This window comes from Streptomyces nigra, assembly GCF_003074055.1.
GTDB lineage: Bacteria > Actinomycetota > Actinomycetes > Streptomycetales > Streptomycetaceae > Streptomyces > Streptomyces nigra.
In genome coordinates, this window is sequence record NZ_CP029043.1 from 5419878 (window position 1) to 5436821 (window position 16944).

General features: G+C 70.1%; 15 protein-coding genes, 1 pseudogene and 1 riboswitch. Of the genes and pseudogenes, 13 read left to right on the forward strand and 3 right to left on the reverse strand.

Translation table 11 applies throughout. The features are described 5' to 3' along the window. The first annotated feature begins 136 nt into the window (after nucleotides 1-136). Together whiG and DC008_RS25270 are read left to right on the forward strand one after the other, a co-directional pair. Nucleotides 137-979: an RNA polymerase sigma factor WhiG gene (whiG, locus tag DC008_RS25265; RefSeq protein ID WP_108708906.1), complete on the forward strand. Its 843-nt coding sequence runs from the start codon at nucleotides 137-139 to the stop codon at nucleotides 977-979. A gap of 94 nt (nucleotides 980-1073) precedes the next feature. Further along, entirely contained in the window at nucleotides 1074-1631 is a 558-nt protein-coding gene (locus DC008_RS25270) for a TetR/AcrR family transcriptional regulator (RefSeq protein ID WP_108708907.1), read from the forward strand. Nucleotides 1632-1767: 136 nt separating this feature from the next. Here DC008_RS25270 and DC008_RS25275 read toward each other — a convergent pair. Beyond that, a pseudogene (locus tag DC008_RS25275) lies at nucleotides 1768-2382 on the reverse strand (M23 family metallopeptidase); the annotation flags it as partial. A gap of 270 nt (nucleotides 2383-2652) precedes the next feature. On the opposite strand from DC008_RS25275, the gene rpsB reads away from it, so the two are divergent. The 6 genes from rpsB (at nucleotide 2653) to DC008_RS25305 (ending at nucleotide 8551) form a co-directional block, all read left to right on the forward strand. After that, nucleotides 2653-3546: a 30S ribosomal protein S2 gene (rpsB, locus tag DC008_RS25280; protein WP_055623274.1), complete on the forward strand. Its 894-nt coding sequence runs from the start codon at nucleotides 2653-2655 to the stop codon at nucleotides 3544-3546. Between the two features lie 179 nt (nucleotides 3547-3725). After that, on the forward strand, nucleotides 3726-4562 hold the full coding sequence (tsf, locus tag DC008_RS25285; RefSeq protein WP_108708909.1) for a translation elongation factor Ts: 837 nt from the start codon (nucleotides 3726-3728) through the stop codon (nucleotides 4560-4562). A gap of 194 nt (nucleotides 4563-4756) precedes the next feature. After that, complete coding sequence (pyrH, locus tag DC008_RS25290; RefSeq protein ID WP_055623272.1) at nucleotides 4757-5515, forward strand: UMP kinase; 759 nt, start codon at nucleotides 4757-4759, stop codon at nucleotides 5513-5515. Nucleotides 5516-5683: 168 nt separating this feature from the next. Next, nucleotides 5684-6241: a ribosome recycling factor gene (frr, locus tag DC008_RS25295; RefSeq protein WP_055623354.1), complete on the forward strand. Its 558-nt coding sequence runs from the start codon at nucleotides 5684-5686 to the stop codon at nucleotides 6239-6241. Continuing rightward, entirely contained in the window at nucleotides 6241-7401 is a 1161-nt protein-coding gene (locus DC008_RS25300; RefSeq protein ID WP_108708910.1) for a phosphatidate cytidylyltransferase, read from the forward strand. Before frr ends, DC008_RS25300 begins: the two co-directional genes overlap by 1 nt. 676 nt (nucleotides 7402-8077) lie before the next feature. Continuing rightward, entirely contained in the window at nucleotides 8078-8551 is a 474-nt protein-coding gene (locus DC008_RS25305) for a hypothetical protein (protein WP_123954032.1), read from the forward strand. Between the two features lie 51 nt (nucleotides 8552-8602). Here DC008_RS25305 and DC008_RS25310 read toward each other — a convergent pair whose 3' ends face one another. Beyond that, nucleotides 8603-8845 carry a hypothetical protein gene (locus DC008_RS25310; RefSeq protein WP_208645974.1) on the reverse strand — a complete coding sequence of 81 codons (243 nt, stop codon included), beginning with the start codon at nucleotides 8843-8845 and terminating at the stop codon, nucleotides 8603-8605. Nucleotides 8846-9105: 260 nt separating this feature from the next. Further along, entirely contained in the window at nucleotides 9106-11082 is a 1977-nt protein-coding gene (locus DC008_RS25315; RefSeq protein WP_108708912.1) for a hypothetical protein, read from the reverse strand. Nucleotides 11083-11464: 382 nt separating this feature from the next. Between DC008_RS25315 and DC008_RS35730 the strand changes: the two genes are divergently transcribed. The 5 genes from DC008_RS35730 (at nucleotide 11465) to DC008_RS25340 (ending at nucleotide 16930) form a co-directional block, all read left to right on the forward strand. Continuing rightward, nucleotides 11465-11749: a hypothetical protein gene (locus DC008_RS35730; protein WP_208645975.1), complete on the forward strand. Its 285-nt coding sequence runs from the start codon at nucleotides 11465-11467 to the stop codon at nucleotides 11747-11749. A gap of 125 nt (nucleotides 11750-11874) precedes the next feature. Then, on the forward strand, nucleotides 11875-12981 hold the full coding sequence (rlmN, locus tag DC008_RS25325; protein WP_108708913.1) for a dual-specificity RNA methyltransferase RlmN: 1107 nt from the start codon (nucleotides 11875-11877) through the stop codon (nucleotides 12979-12981). Nucleotides 12982-13005: 24 nt separating this feature from the next. Next, nucleotides 13006-13111, forward strand: a riboswitch (TPP riboswitch). Nucleotides 13112-13187: 76 nt separating this feature from the next. After that, a complete protein-coding gene (locus DC008_RS25330; protein ID WP_108708914.1) occupies nucleotides 13188-14267 on the forward strand; it encodes a thiamine ABC transporter substrate-binding protein in 1080 nt (359 codons plus the stop codon). After that, nucleotides 14243-15910: an ABC transporter permease gene (locus DC008_RS25335; RefSeq protein ID WP_164492370.1), complete on the forward strand. Its 1668-nt coding sequence runs from the start codon at nucleotides 14243-14245 to the stop codon at nucleotides 15908-15910. The genes DC008_RS25330 and DC008_RS25335 overlap by 25 nt, the downstream gene beginning before the upstream one ends. Next, nucleotides 15911-16930 carry an ABC transporter ATP-binding protein gene (locus tag DC008_RS25340; RefSeq protein WP_108708916.1) on the forward strand — a complete coding sequence of 340 codons (1020 nt, stop codon included), beginning with the start codon at nucleotides 15911-15913 and terminating at the stop codon, nucleotides 16928-16930. Nucleotides 16931-16944: the final 14 nt, after the last annotated feature.

A 16944-nucleotide genomic window follows, 5' to 3' on the forward strand; every position in this document is an offset into this window, starting at 1 on the left:
AGTCACGCTACGCTCACGGAGTTCCGGCTCCGGCCGGCCCCCACGACACGGAAAGCGAGCACGGCGACCACGACGACCTCCAGACCGACGGCTCCCCAGGCACCCCGCTTCACGGCAGAACGGCACTAGGCAACGAATGCCCCAGCACACCTCCGGGTCCGACCGGGCGGCGATCCCCCCAGCCGCCCGTGACGGTGGCAGCGCGCGGCCGCCCGCTCCCTCGACACTCGACGAGCTGTGGCGGTCGTACAAGGCGACGGGGGACGAGCGGCTGCGCGAACAGCTGATCCTGCACTACTCGCCCCTCGTCAAATACGTGGCGGGCCGGGTGAGCGTCGGCCTGCCGCCCAACGTCGAGCAGGCCGACTTCGTGTCGTCCGGGGTGTTCGGACTGATCGACGCGATCGAGAAGTTCGACATCGACCGGGAGATCAAGTTCGAGACGTACGCGATCACCCGGATCCGCGGCGCGATGATCGACGAACTCCGGGCGCTGGACTGGATCCCACGCTCCGTCCGGCAGAAGGCACGCAACGTCGAGCGGGCCTACGCCACCCTGGAGGCCCGGCTGCGCCGGACACCGACCGAGTCCGAGGTCGCCGCCGAGATGGGCATCGCGGTCGAGGAACTCCACGCGGTGTTCAGCCAGTTGTCGCTGGCCAACGTGGTCGCCCTGGAGGAGCTGCTGCACGTCGGCGCCGAAGGCGGCGACGGACTCAGCGTGATGGACACGCTGGAGGACACCACCGCCGACAACCCCGTCGAAGTCGCCGAGGACCGGGAACTGCGGAGATTCCTCGCCCGGGCGATCAACACACTGCCCGAACGCGAGAAGACCGTCGTCACGCTGTACTACTACGAAGGCCTCACCCTCGCCGAGATCGGCAACGTCCTCGGCGTCACCGAGAGCCGGGTCAGCCAGATCCACACCAAGTCCGTACTCCAGCTCCGGGCGAAGCTGGCCGGCTTCGGTCGTTGACCTGGCCCGACGACAGTGGTGTTCGGCGCAGACACTCCCGTCCGGCGAGCGGCCTCCGTACAGTGGACGGGTGCCAAGGATTCGAGCGGCCTCCGTGGCCGAGCACCGGTCGATGCAGCGAGCCGCCCTGCTGGACGCGGCTCGTTCCCTGTTGTCCGAGGGCGGGACGGAGGCGCTGACCTTCCCGGCCCTCGCCGAGCGCACGGGACTCGCGCGCTCCTCCGTGTACGAGTACTTCCGGTCACGGGCCGCCGTGGTCGAGGAGCTGTGCGAGGTCGACTTCCCGGTCTGGGCCGCCGAGGTCGAGGCCGCGATGGAACGTGAGACGACCCCCGAGGGCAAGATCGAGGCGTATGTGCGCCGCCAGCTGGCCCTGGTGGGGGACCGGCGGCACCGGGCCGTCGTGGCGATCTCCGCCAGCGAGCTGGACGCCGGCGCCCGCGAGAAGATCCGCGCCGCGCACGGCGGGCTCATCGCGATGATCGTCGAGGCGCTCCGGGACATGGGGCACGCCGAACCCCGGCTGGCCGCGATGCTGCTGCAGGGCGTCGTCGACGCAGCCGCACGCAGGATCGAACTGGGCGCCGCGGAGGAACCGGCGGCGATCACGGACGCGGCCGTGTCGATGGCGCTGCGAGGCGTGCGGGGCTGAGGGGCTCCGGGCTGAGGTGGAGGAGGCGTAGCGACGAGCTTTCGCGGCGCCTCTGGGGCCCCCTCCCTCCCCCCTCCCCCCTCCCACCCCGCCCCCAAGTGAAATGCCGCCCGCCCGGGGACCCTCGCCTACCCCCGGGCACCCCCACCCCCCACACCGGCAGCAACCGTGTCGGCCCGTTGAGAAGCCAGGGCGGCAGAAGCGACAAGGGATTCACATAGGCATCCCCCCGCCGCAGCCCCCAGTGGACGCACGGCGCCACGCAATGCGACCCCGACGCCTCCACGACTCCGACGACGTCACCCGCCCCCACCTCGTCGCCCTTCGCCACGGACGCCCGCACGGGCTCGTACGTCGTCCGCAGGGGTGGATCCCCCGTCCCGGCGATCTCCACCGACACCACACCCCTGCCGGCCACCCGCCCCGCGAAGGACACCCGTCCGGCCGCAACGGCCCGGACCGGTGTGCCGGCCGGCGCCGCCAGGTCCACGCCCCGGTGGCCTCGGCCGTACGCCGTCGCCGGGGGTTCCCAGGCGCGCAGGACCGGCGGGCGTGAGCCCACGGGCCAGGCCCGCCCGAGTCTCGGAACGTCGGGGCCGGCGTCCGGGTCGGCGCCCGGCGCCGCACGCACCTCCACGGCGGTCGGCGTCAGGTCCGGTACCGGTGCCAGGAGGGCGGTGGCCGTCAGCAGGAGCAGCAGGGTCACGCGCCCCGAGATCCTCGCCGCTGTCTCGTATCGCTTCTGTCGCATGTCCGAACGGTGCCGCAATCCCGCCGATCATGGCCGGGATCTGTGGATAAGTCCCGTGCTGTGGACAGCGGCGTCACCCGGGGGCTCCCGGGTCCCGTACACTTCTTCTGGCGATCCGGGTCACCGGGTCGACTTCGCACGCCCCGACATCGCACCGGAGACGGTCGGTGTCAGCGCCCCTCGGTCCTTTGCGGCACGGCGCACGCGGGCGTCAGGCGCGGGAGCCGTCCGGTCCCCGCGGCACAACCGAGAACCAAGGAGAACACGGCCATGGCCGTCGTCACGATGCGGGAGCTGCTGGAGAGCGGCGTCCACTTCGGTCACCAGACCCGTCGTTGGAACCCGAAGATGAAGCGCTTCATCTTCACGGAGCGCAACGGCATCTACATCATCGACCTGCTCCAGTCGCTGTCGTACATCGACCGCGCCTACGAGTTCGTCAAGGAGACCGTCGCCCACGGCGGCACGGTCATGTTCGTCGGCACGAAGAAGCAGGCGCAGGAGGCGATCGCCGAGCAGGCGACCCGCGTCGGCATGCCCTACGTGAACCAGCGCTGGCTGGGCGGCATGCTCACCAACTTCTCGACCGTCTACAAGCGTCTGCAGCGCCTCAAGGAGCTCGAGCAGATCGACTTCGAGGATGTGGCCGCGTCCGGCCTCACCAAGAAGGAGCTGCTCGTCCTCTCCCGCGAGAAGGCCAAGCTGGAGAAGACCCTCGGCGGTATCCGCGAAATGCAGAAGGTGCCCAGCGCCGTCTGGATCGTGGACACCAAGAAGGAGCACATCGCGGTCGGTGAGGCCCGGAAGCTCAACATTCCGGTCGTCGCCATCCTCGACACCAACTGCGACCCCGACGAGGTCGACTACAAGATCCCGGGCAACGACGACGCGATCCGCTCCGTCACCCTGCTCACCCGCGTGATCGCCGACGCCGTCGCCGAGGGCCTCATCGCCCGCAGCGGTGTCGCCACCGAGGGCAAGGGCGAGAAGGCCGCCGGCGAGCCGCTGGCCGAGTGGGAGCGCGACCTGCTCGAGGGCGAGAAGAAGGCCGACGAGGCTCCGGCCGCCGCCGAGACCCCGGCTGCGGAGGCCCCGGCCGCCGAGGCCCCCGCTGCGGAGGCTCCGGCCGCCGACGCTCCGGCCGCCGAGGGCGAGCAGGCCTGACACCGTCAGCGTTGACGGCGGGAGCGGTACTGGATCCCACGGCCTCCGTGCCGCGGTGACACCCGCTCCCGCCGTTCACCTGTAGGTCGACGGAAGGTCCGCGGCCCCGGCTAGTCCATGGAAGCCGCAGACCCCGTCGTTCTTCGATCTTCCAGACTTCCAGAAAGATTCACAGACTCATGGCGAACTACACCGGCGCTGACGTCAAGAAGCTCCGCGAGCTCACCGGCGCCGGCATGATGGACTGCAAGAAGGCGCTGGACGAGGCCGAGGGCAACGTCGAGAAGGCCGTCGAGGCGCTCCGCATCAAGGGCCAGAAGGGCGTCGCCAAGCGCGAGGGCCGCTCCGCCGAGAACGGCGCCGTGGTCTCGATCATCGCCGACGACAACTCCTCCGGTGTCCTCGTCGAGCTGAAGTGCGAGACGGACTTCGTCGCCAAGGGCGAGAAGTTCCAGGCCGTGGCCAACGCCATCGCCGAGCACGTCGCCAAGACCTCCCCGGCCGACATCGAGGCCCTGCTCGCCTCCGAGATCGAGCCCGGCAAGACCGTCCAGGCGTTCGTGGACGAGGCCAACGCCAACCTGGGCGAGAAGATCGTCCTGGACCGCTTCGCGCAGTTCGGCGACGGCTACGTCACGGCGTACATGCACCGCACGATGCCCGACCTGCCCCCGCAGATCGGTGTCCTCGTCGAGCTCGACAAGCCGAACGCCGAGATCGCCAAGGGCGTCGCCCAGCACATCGCCGCCTTCGCGCCGAAGTACCTCTCCAAGGAGGACGTGCCGGCCGACGTCGTCGAGTCCGAGCGTCGCGTCGCCGAGGAGACCACCCGCGCCGAGGGCAAGCCCGAGGCCGCCCTGCCGAAGATCGTCGAGGGTCGCCTCAACGGCTTCTTCAAGGACGCCACGCTGCTCGGTCAGCCGTACGCGCTCGACAACAAGAAGTCCGTCCAGAAGATCCTGGACGAGGCCGGTGTCACCCTGAAGCGCTTCACGCGCATCAAGGTCGGCATCTGAGTCCGTACCGCGCTCGACGCCCCGTCCCTATAGGGTCGAAGGCAGTCGATGGCGGACGCCGCCACCGCGCTCGCGCGGCTGACGGACGACAGCAGATCTGACGAGGAGGCCATTGCCGCGCATGGGATGCGAAACACACCCCACCGGCAATGGCCTTCTTCGCATGTGCACCCAGTAACAAAGGCGGGATCTCGATGACCACCAAGGCCCAGAAGAGCGACGACGGCAAAGTACACGGCCGGTTTCTGCTGAAGCTGTCAGGAGAGGCCTTCTCCGGCGGCGGGGGACTCGGTGTCGACCCGGACGTGGTGCACAAGATCGCACGTGAGATCGCGGCCGTCGTACGCGACGGCGCGGAGATCGCCGTCGTCATCGGCGGCGGCAACTTCTTCCGTGGTGCCGAACTGCAGCAGCGCGGCATGGACCGCGCGCGCTCCGACTACATGGGCATGCTCGGAACCGTGATGAACTGCCTCGCCCTCCAGGACTTCCTGGAGAAGGAGGGCATCGACAGCCGGGTCCAGACCGCCATCACCATGGGTCAGGTCGCCGAGCCGTACATCCCGCTGCGCGCCGTGCGGCACCTGGAGAAGGGCCGCGTGGTCATCTTCGGCGCCGGTATGGGCATGCCGTACTTCTCCACCGACACCACCGCCGCGCAGCGCGCCCTGGAGATCGACGCCGAGGCGCTGCTGATGGGCAAGAACGGCGTCGACGGGGTCTACGACTCCGACCCGAAGACCAACCCGGACGCCGTCAAGTTCGACTCCCTCGGATACGGCGAGGTCATCACCCGGGACCTCAAGGTCGCCGACGCCACGGCGATCACTCTGTGCCGCGACAACAAGCTCCCGATCCTCGTCTTCGAGCTTCTGGCGGAGGGCAATATCGCCCGTGCCGTCAAGGGTGAGAAGATCGGCACGCTGGTGGGTGAGCAGGGAGGTCGGGGCTGACGCTCCGACGCCGATCCGTCCGGGGGACGGACGGGACGGACCCTGGCCGGGGGATGGACAATGTCCTGCCGGTCGGGAACCGTGCAGGAAGAAGACGCGACGCAGCCGGCCGCCGCCCCCACAGGAACCGCAGCCGGGCCTTTCACTCAAGACACGCAGGAGCAAGTGGTGATCGAAGAGACCCTCCTCGAGGCCGAGGAGAAGATGGAGAAGGCCGTCGTGGTCGCCAAGGAGGACTTCGCCGCGATCCGCACCGGCCGTGCGCACCCGGCGATGTTCAACAAGATCGTGGCCGACTACTACGGTGCGCCGACGCCGATCAACCAGCTGGCCTCGTTCTCCGTGCCGGAGCCGCGCATGGCGGTCGTCACCCCGTTCGACAAGAGCGCGCTGCGCAACATCGAGCAGGCGATCCGCGACTCCGACCTGGGCGTCAACCCGAGCAACGACGGCAACATCATCCGTGTGGTGTTCCCCGAGCTCACCGAGGAGCGCCGCCGCGAGTACATCAAGGTCGCCAAGGGCAAGGGCGAGGACGCGAAGGTGTCCATCCGCTCCGTCCGCCGCAAGGCCAAGGACGCCATCGACAAGCTGATCAAGGACGGCGAGATCGGTGAGGACGAGGGCCGGCGTGCGGAGAAGGAGCTCGACGACACCACCCACAAGTACGTCGCTCAGGTGGACGAGCTGCTGAAGCACAAGGAAGCCGAGCTGCTCGAGGTCTGATGAACGACTCTTCCTGGGGCGCGCCGACCGGGGCCGGGCAGGCCGGGTACTGGGGGCCCGACGATCGAGGACCTGTCCAAGGGGCCGACCCGGCGGGTCCCGCGTACGATGCGCCTCAGGCGCAGCAGACTCGCCCCATGCCCATCGTGCCCGACGAACCCGCGTACGGCGGAGACCAGGATGACGACCGGGGGGCCGCTCGGCTGAGCGGCCCCTTGTTCCGCGAACAACCGCCGCAGGCGCGGCCTCACCACACGCCGCAGGCGCAGCCGTTCCCGGCCGCCACACCGCAGAATCCGGAGCCCATGCCCGACGCCTCGCAGCCGGCGCCCCCGCCGCAGAAGAAGAGCGCGGGACGCGACCTGACCGCTGCCATAGGGGTCGGCGTCGGGCTCGGTGTGGTGATCGTGGCGTCGCTGTTCGTCGTCAAGGCCGTGTTCGTCGGTGTGGTCGCGGTGGCCGTGGTCGTGGGCCTGTGGGAGCTCACGAAGCGGCTGGAGGAGCGCAAGGGCATCCGGGCGCCGCTCGTCCCGCTGGCCGTCGGCGGCGCCGCGATGGTGGTCGCCGGGTATGTGCGGGGTGCCGAGGGCGCCTGGGTGGCTATGGCGCTGACCGCGCTGGCCGTCCTGGTCTGGCGGATGACGGAGCCGCCCGAGGACTATCTGCGGGACGTCACGGCGGGCGTGTTCGCCGCGTTCTACGTGCCGTTCCTCGCCACGTTCGTCACGATGATGCTGACCGCGGACGACGGGGCGTGGCGCGTCCTGACGTTCCTGCTGCTGACGGTCGTCAGCGACACCGGCGCGTACGCCATCGGCTGGCGCTTCGGCCGGACCAAGCTGGCGCCGCGCATCAGCCCCGGCAAGACCCGTGAGGGCCTGCTGGGCGCGGTGAGCTTCGCGATGGTGGCGGGCGCGCTGTGCATGCAGTTCCTGATCGACGACGGCCAGTGGTGGCAGGGCCTGCTCCTGGGCCTCGCGGTGGCGGCCAGCGCCACGCTGGGCGACCTCGGCGAGTCGATGATCAAGCGCGACCTGGGCATCAAGGACATGGGCAGCCTGCTGCCGGGCCACGGCGGCATCATGGACCGCCTGGACTCCCTCCTGCCGACGGCCCCGGTGGTGTGGCTGCTGCTGGTGCTGTTCGTGGGCTCGAGCTGACCGAACGCGACGCGTGACCACGAGGAAGCCCCCGCTTCTGAAGAGCGGGGGCTTCCTTGTGGTGAGGTCTTACTCCTCCGGTTCCCAGGCGCGCAGCAGGCCGAGGGGCCCAGGCTGCGCTCCGCTCCGCCGGGCGCGCTTCCCGGCTCTGGCTGCGCCCGCGCTCCTGCTTTCGGCCCGCTCGGCGCTGCCGCCGCCGACGCGCGCCCACAGGTGGACAGGCCGGTAGGTATGAGTCGATCACCGCATAGAGCGGCCTACGGTCAAGACGATGCCTCCGGCGGGGGATCGGCCGGCACCGGGGTGGAGGGGGCGCCGTTCCCGACTGCGAGTCCGTAGTGGCGTGCGCGGGGTGCTCCCATCCCGCACACCATCGACCCAGGCAGAGCCGAGCAGACGCGGCCCCTGAGGTCCAGGCCGTTCGTACGGTGGCGCGCTCCACCTGGACGCCAGGAACCACGCCCGCTCCACGGCGTACGGGATGGGAGGTGGGGAGAGTGGTGGATGAGGTAGCAGCAGGTCCGCAGAGGATCTACGGGCGGGCCTACAGAGCCCATGCAGTCAGGTGTCCCAGGACCTCAAGTCCCCTCACAGGCAGGTAGGGTCCTACCTCACTTCAGCAGATGGGGGCCCGGTGGCACATACGATGGCATCGCCCCGGCGTCGGATACGCGCCGTGGTTGCTCTGGCCGGGCTGATGGCCGCCGGGTGTGGTCCGCCGGACCACCCCCTGATCGCCGTCTACTCGACGCAGGGGGGCGAGGTCCGGGTCCGGCTGCGGCCGTGCCCGGGGTCGGCGGTCACCTCGGTGAAGGTCATCCGCCTGGGCGGGGAGCCGTCCGGCAAGGCCGCGCCCCCCGGGCTGGACTACTGGCTGGGCGCGCCGCCGAAGCCCATGAAGGGGGAGCAGGACCTCGACCTGTCCTCCCTGCCCGCGGACTGGCGGGCTCGGCAGAAGGGGACCGGCGGACTGACCGCGGGAAGGTACACGCTGAGGTTCACCTCGGGGCACCGCAACAGCGTCGACTACCGCGGAGAGACCACGTTCCGCCCGGCGGACCTCAATAAGCTCGGGCCCGGCGAGGTCCTGACCGGCGGCAAGGTCATGTCCCTGAAGGAGTTCAGGAAGAAAGCAGACGAATCCTGCTGAGCGGGAACGCGAGAACCCGGGGTCCAGAGGAACCCCGGGTTCCTGTGTTCGCTACGCGTTGACCGAGTCCTCGGCCTCGCTCTCCTCCTCGGAATCCGACTCCGAGCCAAGACCCTGGGCCGACTCCTGTGCAGTCTCCTCGGCCGCCCCGCGCGGCGAGGGGATCTCCGCGGCGAGGCGGGACTCCATGCGCACCCGGCTCTCGTCCGCCTCGGCGCACAGCGCCGCGGTCGCCTCGTCCGCTGCCCGGGCGGCTCGATGAACAGCCCGGCGGATCTCTGAGGAACCAGACACACTCCCTTCTGGCATCCACATGGCAGGGTCCGGCGCGGGAGAGGCCGTGCTGTACAGCAGCGAAGTGCAGCAACCACCACGTCCACGACCGACCGCGACCAGCCCCGGACGACGGACTGACGGCCCCGACAGACTTCAGCAACCGCCCCGCCCGTAGTTCGCATCGAGGCGGTCACGAACCCGGCTCGGGCCGTCTCGGGGCCGGCGGAGGGCACTCAACGACGACCGGCGCCGACAACACGGTTGAAGGAGCGGAGTGCTTACGGCACGGCTCCGATCGGGACGGACACGGCGGCGGCTTCGGTGGCGTCGGTCGGTACCGTCGCTTCGGTGCGGCGCAGGTCGAGCACGATGAGGACGGCCGTGGCGACGCCGAGGTAGATGAGGAGATTGATCAACGCCTGGCTGGTTCCGTGGCCGTCGAAGTAGATGGTGTGATGCAGGAGGATGTAGCCGTTGCGGGGTGGCAGGTAGGGCCCGAGGTCGCGCCAGAAGTCGGGCAGATACGGCACCCCGCTCGCGCCGCCCGACGAGGGGTTGCCGAGCAGGATCATCAGGACGACCGTCACGAGGGTGCCGATGGGGCCGAGCAGTTTCTGCAGGATCGCGGCGACGAAGGCGACCACGGCGACGATCAGTGAGCAGATGGGCCAGGTGATCCAGAACTTGCTGCTGGGGAAGCCTTCCAGCCAGAAGCAGACGATCAGGTCGATGACCAGGCCGCTGATGACGGCGAACCCGGCGAGCTGGGCGGCGCGCCAGCGGCCTGCCGCCTTGCCCGTGGCGGCCATGAGCAGGGTGGAACTCATGTATCCGCCGATGAGCAGGGGGACGAGCATGAGTGCCTGGACCAGGCCGAAGGGGTCCTTGGCCGCCAGCGGCAGGGGGGTGTACTGCTGGACCTTCAGTTTCTGCCCGGTGCTGCGGGCAGCCTCTTCGAAGTGCACCGCGAGATCGAGGGGCGCCAGGTCGCTCATGGAGGGCACCACGATCAGGGCGTTCGATCCGCCTGAGGAGACCAGTGCGCCGTAGATACGGGCCTCGTCCATCGCGGTCCTTGCCGCTGCTTCGTCCGGATACTGAGTGACCTTCAGAGAAATGTTCTTCTCGGCCGCGGCCAGGAGGGGCGAGGATCCGACCGTGCCGAAGGGCAGGTTCGACGCCTTGGGGGCATGCCCGGCACTCATGTACGTGGTGGCGAACAGACTTTGCATGACAGCGCAGACGCCCAGCGCGACGAGCATCCCGATCATGGCCCGGCGGCGATCGGTGGTGCCCGCCGTGCCTGGTGTCGGCGACGGCGCCTGTGGGTCGCCTGCTCCGGTGGTCGGCCTGGCCCGCCGGATGCGGCCGAACCAGGCGATGACGGCTGTTCCGGCGGCGGCATACAGGAACAGCACGATCAGAGGGGTGGCGATGTCGTTTCCGTCGAAGTAGAGCACGTGGTTGACCAGGGTGACCGCGTTCTGTGGTGGGAGGAGCACTCCGATGTTGCGCCAGTAGACCGGCAGCAGATAGGTGCCCAGTCCTCCGGCCGGCGGACCACCGATGACGATGAACAGCACCGCCACGAGGAGTGTGCCCAGCTTGCCCACCAGGGCCTGTAGTGCCGCGGCCGCCAGCGCCACGGCCGAGGTGATGAGCCAGAAGCACGGCAGCAGCGGCCAGAAGTGGCTGCTGGAGTACGCGCCGATCCCCAGTCCGGCGATCAGGTCGGTCAGAAGTGCGCCCACCAGGGCATAGCCGATCAGGATGGCCGCCCGCCACGGTGCGGCGGCGACGCCGTGGGCTGCCTTGAAGACCAGCACGGCAGCCAGATAGCCGCCGATCAGCAGCGGGAGCAGCAGCAGCGACGTCACTGCGCCGACCGGGTCACTCGACGTCAGAGGCGCGACCTCCCGCACGGTGACGGGCCGGCCCAGCTTGTGCGCCGCTGCGAGGAACGCCGGCTCCAGCTCGGTCTGGGCGAAGAAGCTCTTCGCCGGGACCACGACCAGCGTGTCGGACGAGGACTCGGCGATGTAAGCGCCGTACAGCTCGCCGCGATCTGCCGCGGCCGTGACTGCCGACTCGCTCGGATAGGACGTCAGCTCGAGCCCGGCACGCGATGCAACCTCCGCGACCACGGGAGAGGGCGGGCCGGTCACACCGAACGGCATGTTCCGGGGGACCAGAAGCTGCTGGGCACTGACCAGACACAATGCGAGCAGGGCCTGTGCCGCGAGCACCACGGCCAACGCGGCGACGATCTTCAGTACACCGCCTCGCCCTCCCGTGGCAGGAGCCGCCTGGGCCAGTCGCCTCGCCATCACTGTCCTCCATCAGCGTCTACAGCCCGGCCAACGTGCGGCACCCCGATTGCTTCCCCTGGGTATCACCACACGGACTTGATCGGGCGGCAACTCGGAGGACGTCCGACAGATGAGCGGATGTTTCGACCTGAAGCGGGGGCGCAGGGCAGCAGTGCCAAGGAAGCGACGGCATTGCTGACGGCATCGACGGCGGACGGCAGCGGCACTCAGCAGCCCAGCATGGCGCCTGCGTAGGTCCTCCAGGCAGCCCCCCAAGGCTCGCCCGCATCTACTGAGCACCGGCCCCAAGGGGCCTACGGGTCGCCAGGTGCCGGCCGCGGACTTGGTGCGGAAGAGCTGGGAGGCAACCGTCGCGGCCCTGCCCATGGAGGCCCGGGTCACCGGAGAGGTCATCGGTCGCCGGCCCTTCGGCGTCTTCACACGTGTAGACGGCGTGCCGCACGCCGTAGCGCCGGCGGAGATCACGGCCATGCCGCAGGGGATGGACCTCCCGGCCCTGGGCGCCTTCGTCAGTGGGGCGGTGCACTGGCACACCGCACATGACCACCAGGTCAAGGTCCGGCTCGACGAGTGGCAGGCGGCCGACGAGTGATCGCCGCTGGGCCGTCCCCGGGCCGTGCGAGGTTGGCCGACGATGACAGACGGCACCCGTGGGTGACCGCCCCCACCCCGCTCCGGCCTGGGCATCCAGAGTTGATCTGCCACACTGGAAGGGTTATGCCTGCACCCGGAGAACTCACATTCGTCGCCCCGCGCGGAGCCAAGAAGCCGCCGCGGCATCTTGCCGATCTCACGCCCGGTGAGCGCAAGGACGCCGTCGCCGCTATCGGCGAGAAGCCGTTTCGTGCCAAGCAGCTGTCGCAGCACTACTTCGCGCGGTACGCGCACGATCCGGAGCAGTGGACCGACATCCCCGCCGGGTCGCGTGCCAAGCTGCGGGACGAGTTGCTGCCCGAGCTGATGACCGTCGTGCGGCATCTGTCGACCGACCAGGGGACCACGCGCAAGACGCTGTGGCGGCTGTTCGACGGGACGCTCGTCGAGTCGGTGCTGATGCGGTACCCGGACCGGGTGACCATGTGCATCAGCTCGCAGGCCGGGTGTGGGATGAACTGTCCCTTCTGCGCTACGGGGCAGGCCGGGCTGGACCGTAATCTGTCGACCGCTGAGATCGTTCATCAGATTGTCGATGGGCTGCGGGCACTTCGGGACGGCGACGTGCCCGGTGGGCCCGCTCGGCTGTCCAACATCGTCTTCATGGGGATGGGCGAGCCGCTCGCCAACTACAAGCGGGTCGTCGGGGCCATTCGGCGGCTCACCGATCCTGAGCCCGATGGCCTTGGGCTTTCGCAGCGTGGGATCACCGTTTCGACGGTCGGGCTGGTGCCTGCCATTCATCGGTTCGCCGATGAGGGGTTCAAGTGCCGGCTCGCGATCTCGCTGCACGCGCCCGACGACGAGTTGCGGGACACCCTCGTCCCCGTGAACACGCGGTGGAAGGTGCGGGAGGTGCTGGACGCCGGGTGGGAGTACGCGGCCCGGTCCGGGCGCCGGCTGTCCATCGAGTACGCGCTCATCCGGGACATCAACGACCAGGCCTGGCGCGGTGACCGGCTCGGGCGGCTGCTCAAGGGCAAGCCCGTGCATGTGAATCTGATTCCGCTGAACCCGACGCCGGGGTCGAAGTGGACCGCCTCGCGGCCCGAGGACGAGAAGGCCTTCGTCGAAGCCATCGCCGCCCACGGTGTACCGGTGACGATCCGGGACACCCGTGGTCAGGAGATCGACGGGGCGTGTGGTCAGCTCGCCGCCACCGAGCGGTAGTCTGACCGGCGTCAACACATCTGCATATTCCGACAGGGGAGCGCCACAGCGCTGAGAGTGCGGCACCGGCCGCAGACCCTCCGAACCTGGCCCAGGTCATTCTGGGTAGGGAGATCGGTCATCACTCGAGCTGTTGCGCCCTGCCCGAGCCCCCCGGGGCCACGGGCAGGGCCGCGTCTCTTCCTGGTCACTCCAGGAGGAATCAAGTGGGCATCACCAAGAAGGTCACCGTCCTGGCCGTCGGGCTGGGGCTCGTCACGCTGTCCGCCTGCGGGTCGTCCGGCGGGGACGACAGCGGCGGCGGTTCCAAGACCGTCACGCTGGTCAGCCACAGCTCGTGGGCCGTGTCCAAGGACGTCCTCGCCGCCTTCGAGAAGCAGTCCGGTTACAAGGTCCGGGTCCTGGAGGACGGCGACGCCGGGGAGGCCGTCAACAAGGCCATCCTGACCAAGGACAACCCGCAGGGCGACGTCTTCTTCGGCGTCGACAACACCCTGCTGTCCCGCGCCCTCGACAACGGCCTGTTCCAGCCGTACGAGGCCAAGGGCTCGGACATGATCCTGCCCGAGTTCCGGGTCGACCAGGGCAAGCACCGGGTCACCCCCGTCGACACCGGCGACATCTGCGTCAACTACGACAAGGCGTACTTCAGCAAGCACAAGCTGGCCCCGCCGACCTCGTTCGACGACCTGATCAAGCCCGCCTACAAGGACCTCCTCGTCACCGAGAACGCCTCCACCTCCTCGCCCGGCCTCGGGTTCCTGCTCGGGACCGCCGCCAAGTACGGGGACGAGGGCTGGCAGGACTACTGGAAGAAGCTGAAGGCCAACGGCGTCAAGGTCGTCAGCGGCTGGGACCAGGCCTACAACGAGGAGTTCTCCGGGTCCGCCGGCGGCAAGAAGGCCAAGGGCGACCGGCCGCTCGTCGTGTCGTACGCCTCCTCGCCGCCCGCCGAGGTCATCTACGCCGACCCGAGGCCGACCACCGCGCCGACCGGCGTCGCGGACGGCACCTGCTTCCGGCAGTTCGAGTACGCCGGTCTGCTGAGCAACGCCAAGAACGCCGAGGGCGGCAAGGCGCTGATCGACTTCATGCTGACCAAGACGTTCCAGGGCGACATGCCGCTGAACATGTTTGTGTACCCCGTGGTCGAGGGCGCGCAGGTGCCCAAGGAGTTCACGGAGTTCGGGCCGGCGGCCGAGAACCCCCAGACCATGGACCCGGCGAAGATCGCCGACCATCGTGACGACTGGGTCAAGTCGTGGACCTCGCTCGTCCTGAGGTAGTGGGACGCCGTACGCGGAGCGCGGCGGCGCGGCTCGGTCTTGTCGCCGTGCCCGTCGCGTTCTTCGCGGTGTTCTTCGCCTACCCGGTGGCCGCGATCGTGGCGCGCGGCCTGAACGTCGACGGGGAGTGGCGGTTCGGGCGGCTGTGGGACGTGCTCGGGCAGTCCGACATCCGGCACGTGCTGTGGTTCACCACCTGGCAGGCCCTCGCTTCCACCGCGCTCACCCTGCTGATCGCGCTGCCCGGCGCCTATGTCTTCGCCCGCTTCGACTTCCCCGGCAAACAGGTCCTGCGGGCTGTCGTGACCGTGCCGTTCGTGCTGCCGACCGTCGTCGTCGGCACCGCGTTCCTCGCGCTCGTCGGTCGCGGTGGACTGCTGGACGAGCTGTGGGGCGTACGGCTCGACACCACCGTGTGGGCGATCCTGCTCGCGCACGTCTTCTTCAACTACGCCGTCGTCGTACGGACGGTGGGCGGGCTGTGGGCGCAGCTGGACCCCCGGCAGGAGGAGGCCGCGCGGATGCTGGGGGCGTCCCGGTGGACCGCCTGGCGGACCGTCACCCTGCCGGCGCTCGGGCCCGCCGTGGCCGCCGCCGCGCTCATGGTCTTCCTGTTCACCTTCACGTCGTTCGGCGTCGTGCAGATCCTCGGCGGACCGGCGTTCTCCACCCTGGAGGTGGAGATCTACCGGCAGACCTCGGAGATCTTCGACCTGGCCACCGCCGCCGTCCTGACGATCGTGCAGTTCCTGGCGGTCGGCGCGATTCTCGCCGTGCACGCCTGGACCGTACGGCGGCGGGAGAGCACCCTGCGGCTGGTCGACGCGGGCCTGACGGCGCGGCGGCCGCGCGGGGCCGGGCAGTGGGCGCTGCTGGCCGGCGTCCTGGCCGTCATCGTCGTCCTTCTGCTGCTGCCGCTGGCCGTGCTGGTGCAGCGGTCGCTCGACGCGCCGGACCTCGGCTACTACCGGGCGCTCACCGAGGCCGACGGCGGGGTCTTCCTCGTCGCCCCGATCGAGGCGATCGGCAACTCGCTGCAGTACGCCGTCGTCGCCACCCTCATCGCCGTGCTGGTCGGCGGACTCGCGGCGGCCGCGCTGACCCGGCGGGACGCGGGCCGGTTCGTGCGGGGCTTCGACGCGCTGCTGATGCTGCCGCTCGGGGTGTCCGCGGTGACCGTCGGATTCGGGTTCCTGATCTCCCTGGACGAGCCGCCGCTCGACCTGCGGAGCAGCTGGATCCTGGTGCCGCTCGCGCAGGCGCTGGTCGGGGTGCCGTTCGTCGTACGGACCATGCTGCCCGTGCTGCGGGCCGTCGACGACCGGCTGCGGGAGGCGGCCGCGGTCCTCGGTGCCTCGCCGTGGCGCGTGTGGCGGGAGATCGACCTGCCGATGGTGCGCCGGGCGCTGCTGATCGCGGCCGGGTTCGCGTTCGCGGTGTCGCTGGGCGAGTTCGGCGCGACCGTGTTCATCGCACGGCCCGACAACCCGACGCTGCCGGTCGCCGTGGCCCGGCTGCTGGGGCGGGCCGGCGACCTCAACTACGGCCAGGCGATGGCCCTTTCGACGGTGCTGATGGTGGTGTGCGCGGTGGCGCTCCTCGTGCTGGAGCGGCTGCGCACCGACCGGACGGGGGAGTTCTAGATGCTGCTGAGCCTCGAGGGCGCGACGGTCCGCTTCGGTGGGCGGGCGGTGCTCGACACCGTCGATCTGGAGGTCGCCGAGCACGAGATCGTGTGCGTGCTGGGGCCCAGCGGCAGCGGCAAGTCGACGCTGCTGCGGGCCGTGGCGGGGCTGCAGCCCCTGGACGCCGGCCGGGTCACCCTCGACGGGCGCGACCAGGCCGGGGTGCCCGCGCACCGGCGCGGCGTCGGCCTGATGTTCCAGGACCACCAGCTGTTCCCGCAGCGGGACGTCGGCGGCAACGTCGCCTTCGGCGCCCGGATGCGCGGCGCGTCCCGCCGTGAACAGGCCGAGCGGGTCGCCGAGTTGCTGGACCTCGTCGGGCTGCCGGGGGCCGCCGCGCGGGCCGTCGCCTCGCTGTCCGGCGGCGAGCAGCAGCGGGTGGCGCTCGCCCGTGCTCTCGCGCCCCGGCCGCGACTGCTGATGCTGGACGAACCGCTGGGGCAGCTCGACCGCTCGCTGCGGGAGCGCCTGGTCGTCGAACTGCGGGAGCTCTTCGGGCGGTTGGGCACGACCGTGCTCGCCGTCACCCACGACCAGGGCGAGGCGTTCGCGCTGGCCGACCGGGTCGTGGTGATGCGGGACGGCAGGATCGCCCAGACGGGGACGCCGCTGGAGGTGTGGCAGCAACCGGCCGACGCGTTCGTGGCCCGCTTCCTCGGCTTCGACAACGTGGTCGAGGGCACTGTCGCCGGGGAGGCCGCCGACACCCCCTGGGGCAAGCTCCCGGTCGGCGAGAACGCCCCGCAGGGCACCCGGCCCCTGCTCGTACGGCCCGCCGGGGTACGGCTCGTCGCGCCCGACGAGGGACTGCGCTGCACGGTGGCCGCGCGGACGTTCCGCGGCGCCCATGTCGCCCTGCAGCTACGGCCCGAGGAGGCGCCGCGCCTGGAGGCCGCCTGCGCGCTGCGGGAGGCGCCCGAGGTCGGGGACGTGGTCGGCGTGGAGTTCGACCCGGCGGAAATCGTGGTGCTCGGCTGATCGCCCGGCGCTTA

What these genes read in the sequence shown, in the direction of transcription:
- DC008_RS25340 (WP_108708916.1), top strand. Translation starts at nt 15,911, where the DNA reads ATGCTGCTGAGCCTCGAGGGCGCGACGGTCCGCTTCGGTGGGCGGGCG.
- DC008_RS25300 (WP_108708910.1), top strand. Translation starts at nt 6,241, where the DNA reads ATGAACGACTCTTCCTGGGGCGCGCCGACCGGGGCCGGGCAGGCCGGG.
- pyrH (WP_055623272.1), top strand. Translation starts at nt 4,757, where the DNA reads ATGACCACCAAGGCCCAGAAGAGCGACGACGGCAAAGTACACGGCCGG.
- rlmN (WP_108708913.1), top strand. Translation starts at nt 11,875, where the DNA reads ATGCCTGCACCCGGAGAACTCACATTCGTCGCCCCGCGCGGAGCCAAG.
- whiG (WP_108708906.1), top strand. Translation starts at nt 137, where the DNA reads ATGCCCCAGCACACCTCCGGGTCCGACCGGGCGGCGATCCCCCCAGCC.
- tsf (WP_108708909.1), top strand. Translation starts at nt 3,726, where the DNA reads ATGGCGAACTACACCGGCGCTGACGTCAAGAAGCTCCGCGAGCTCACC.
- rpsB (WP_055623274.1), top strand. Translation starts at nt 2,653, where the DNA reads ATGGCCGTCGTCACGATGCGGGAGCTGCTGGAGAGCGGCGTCCACTTC.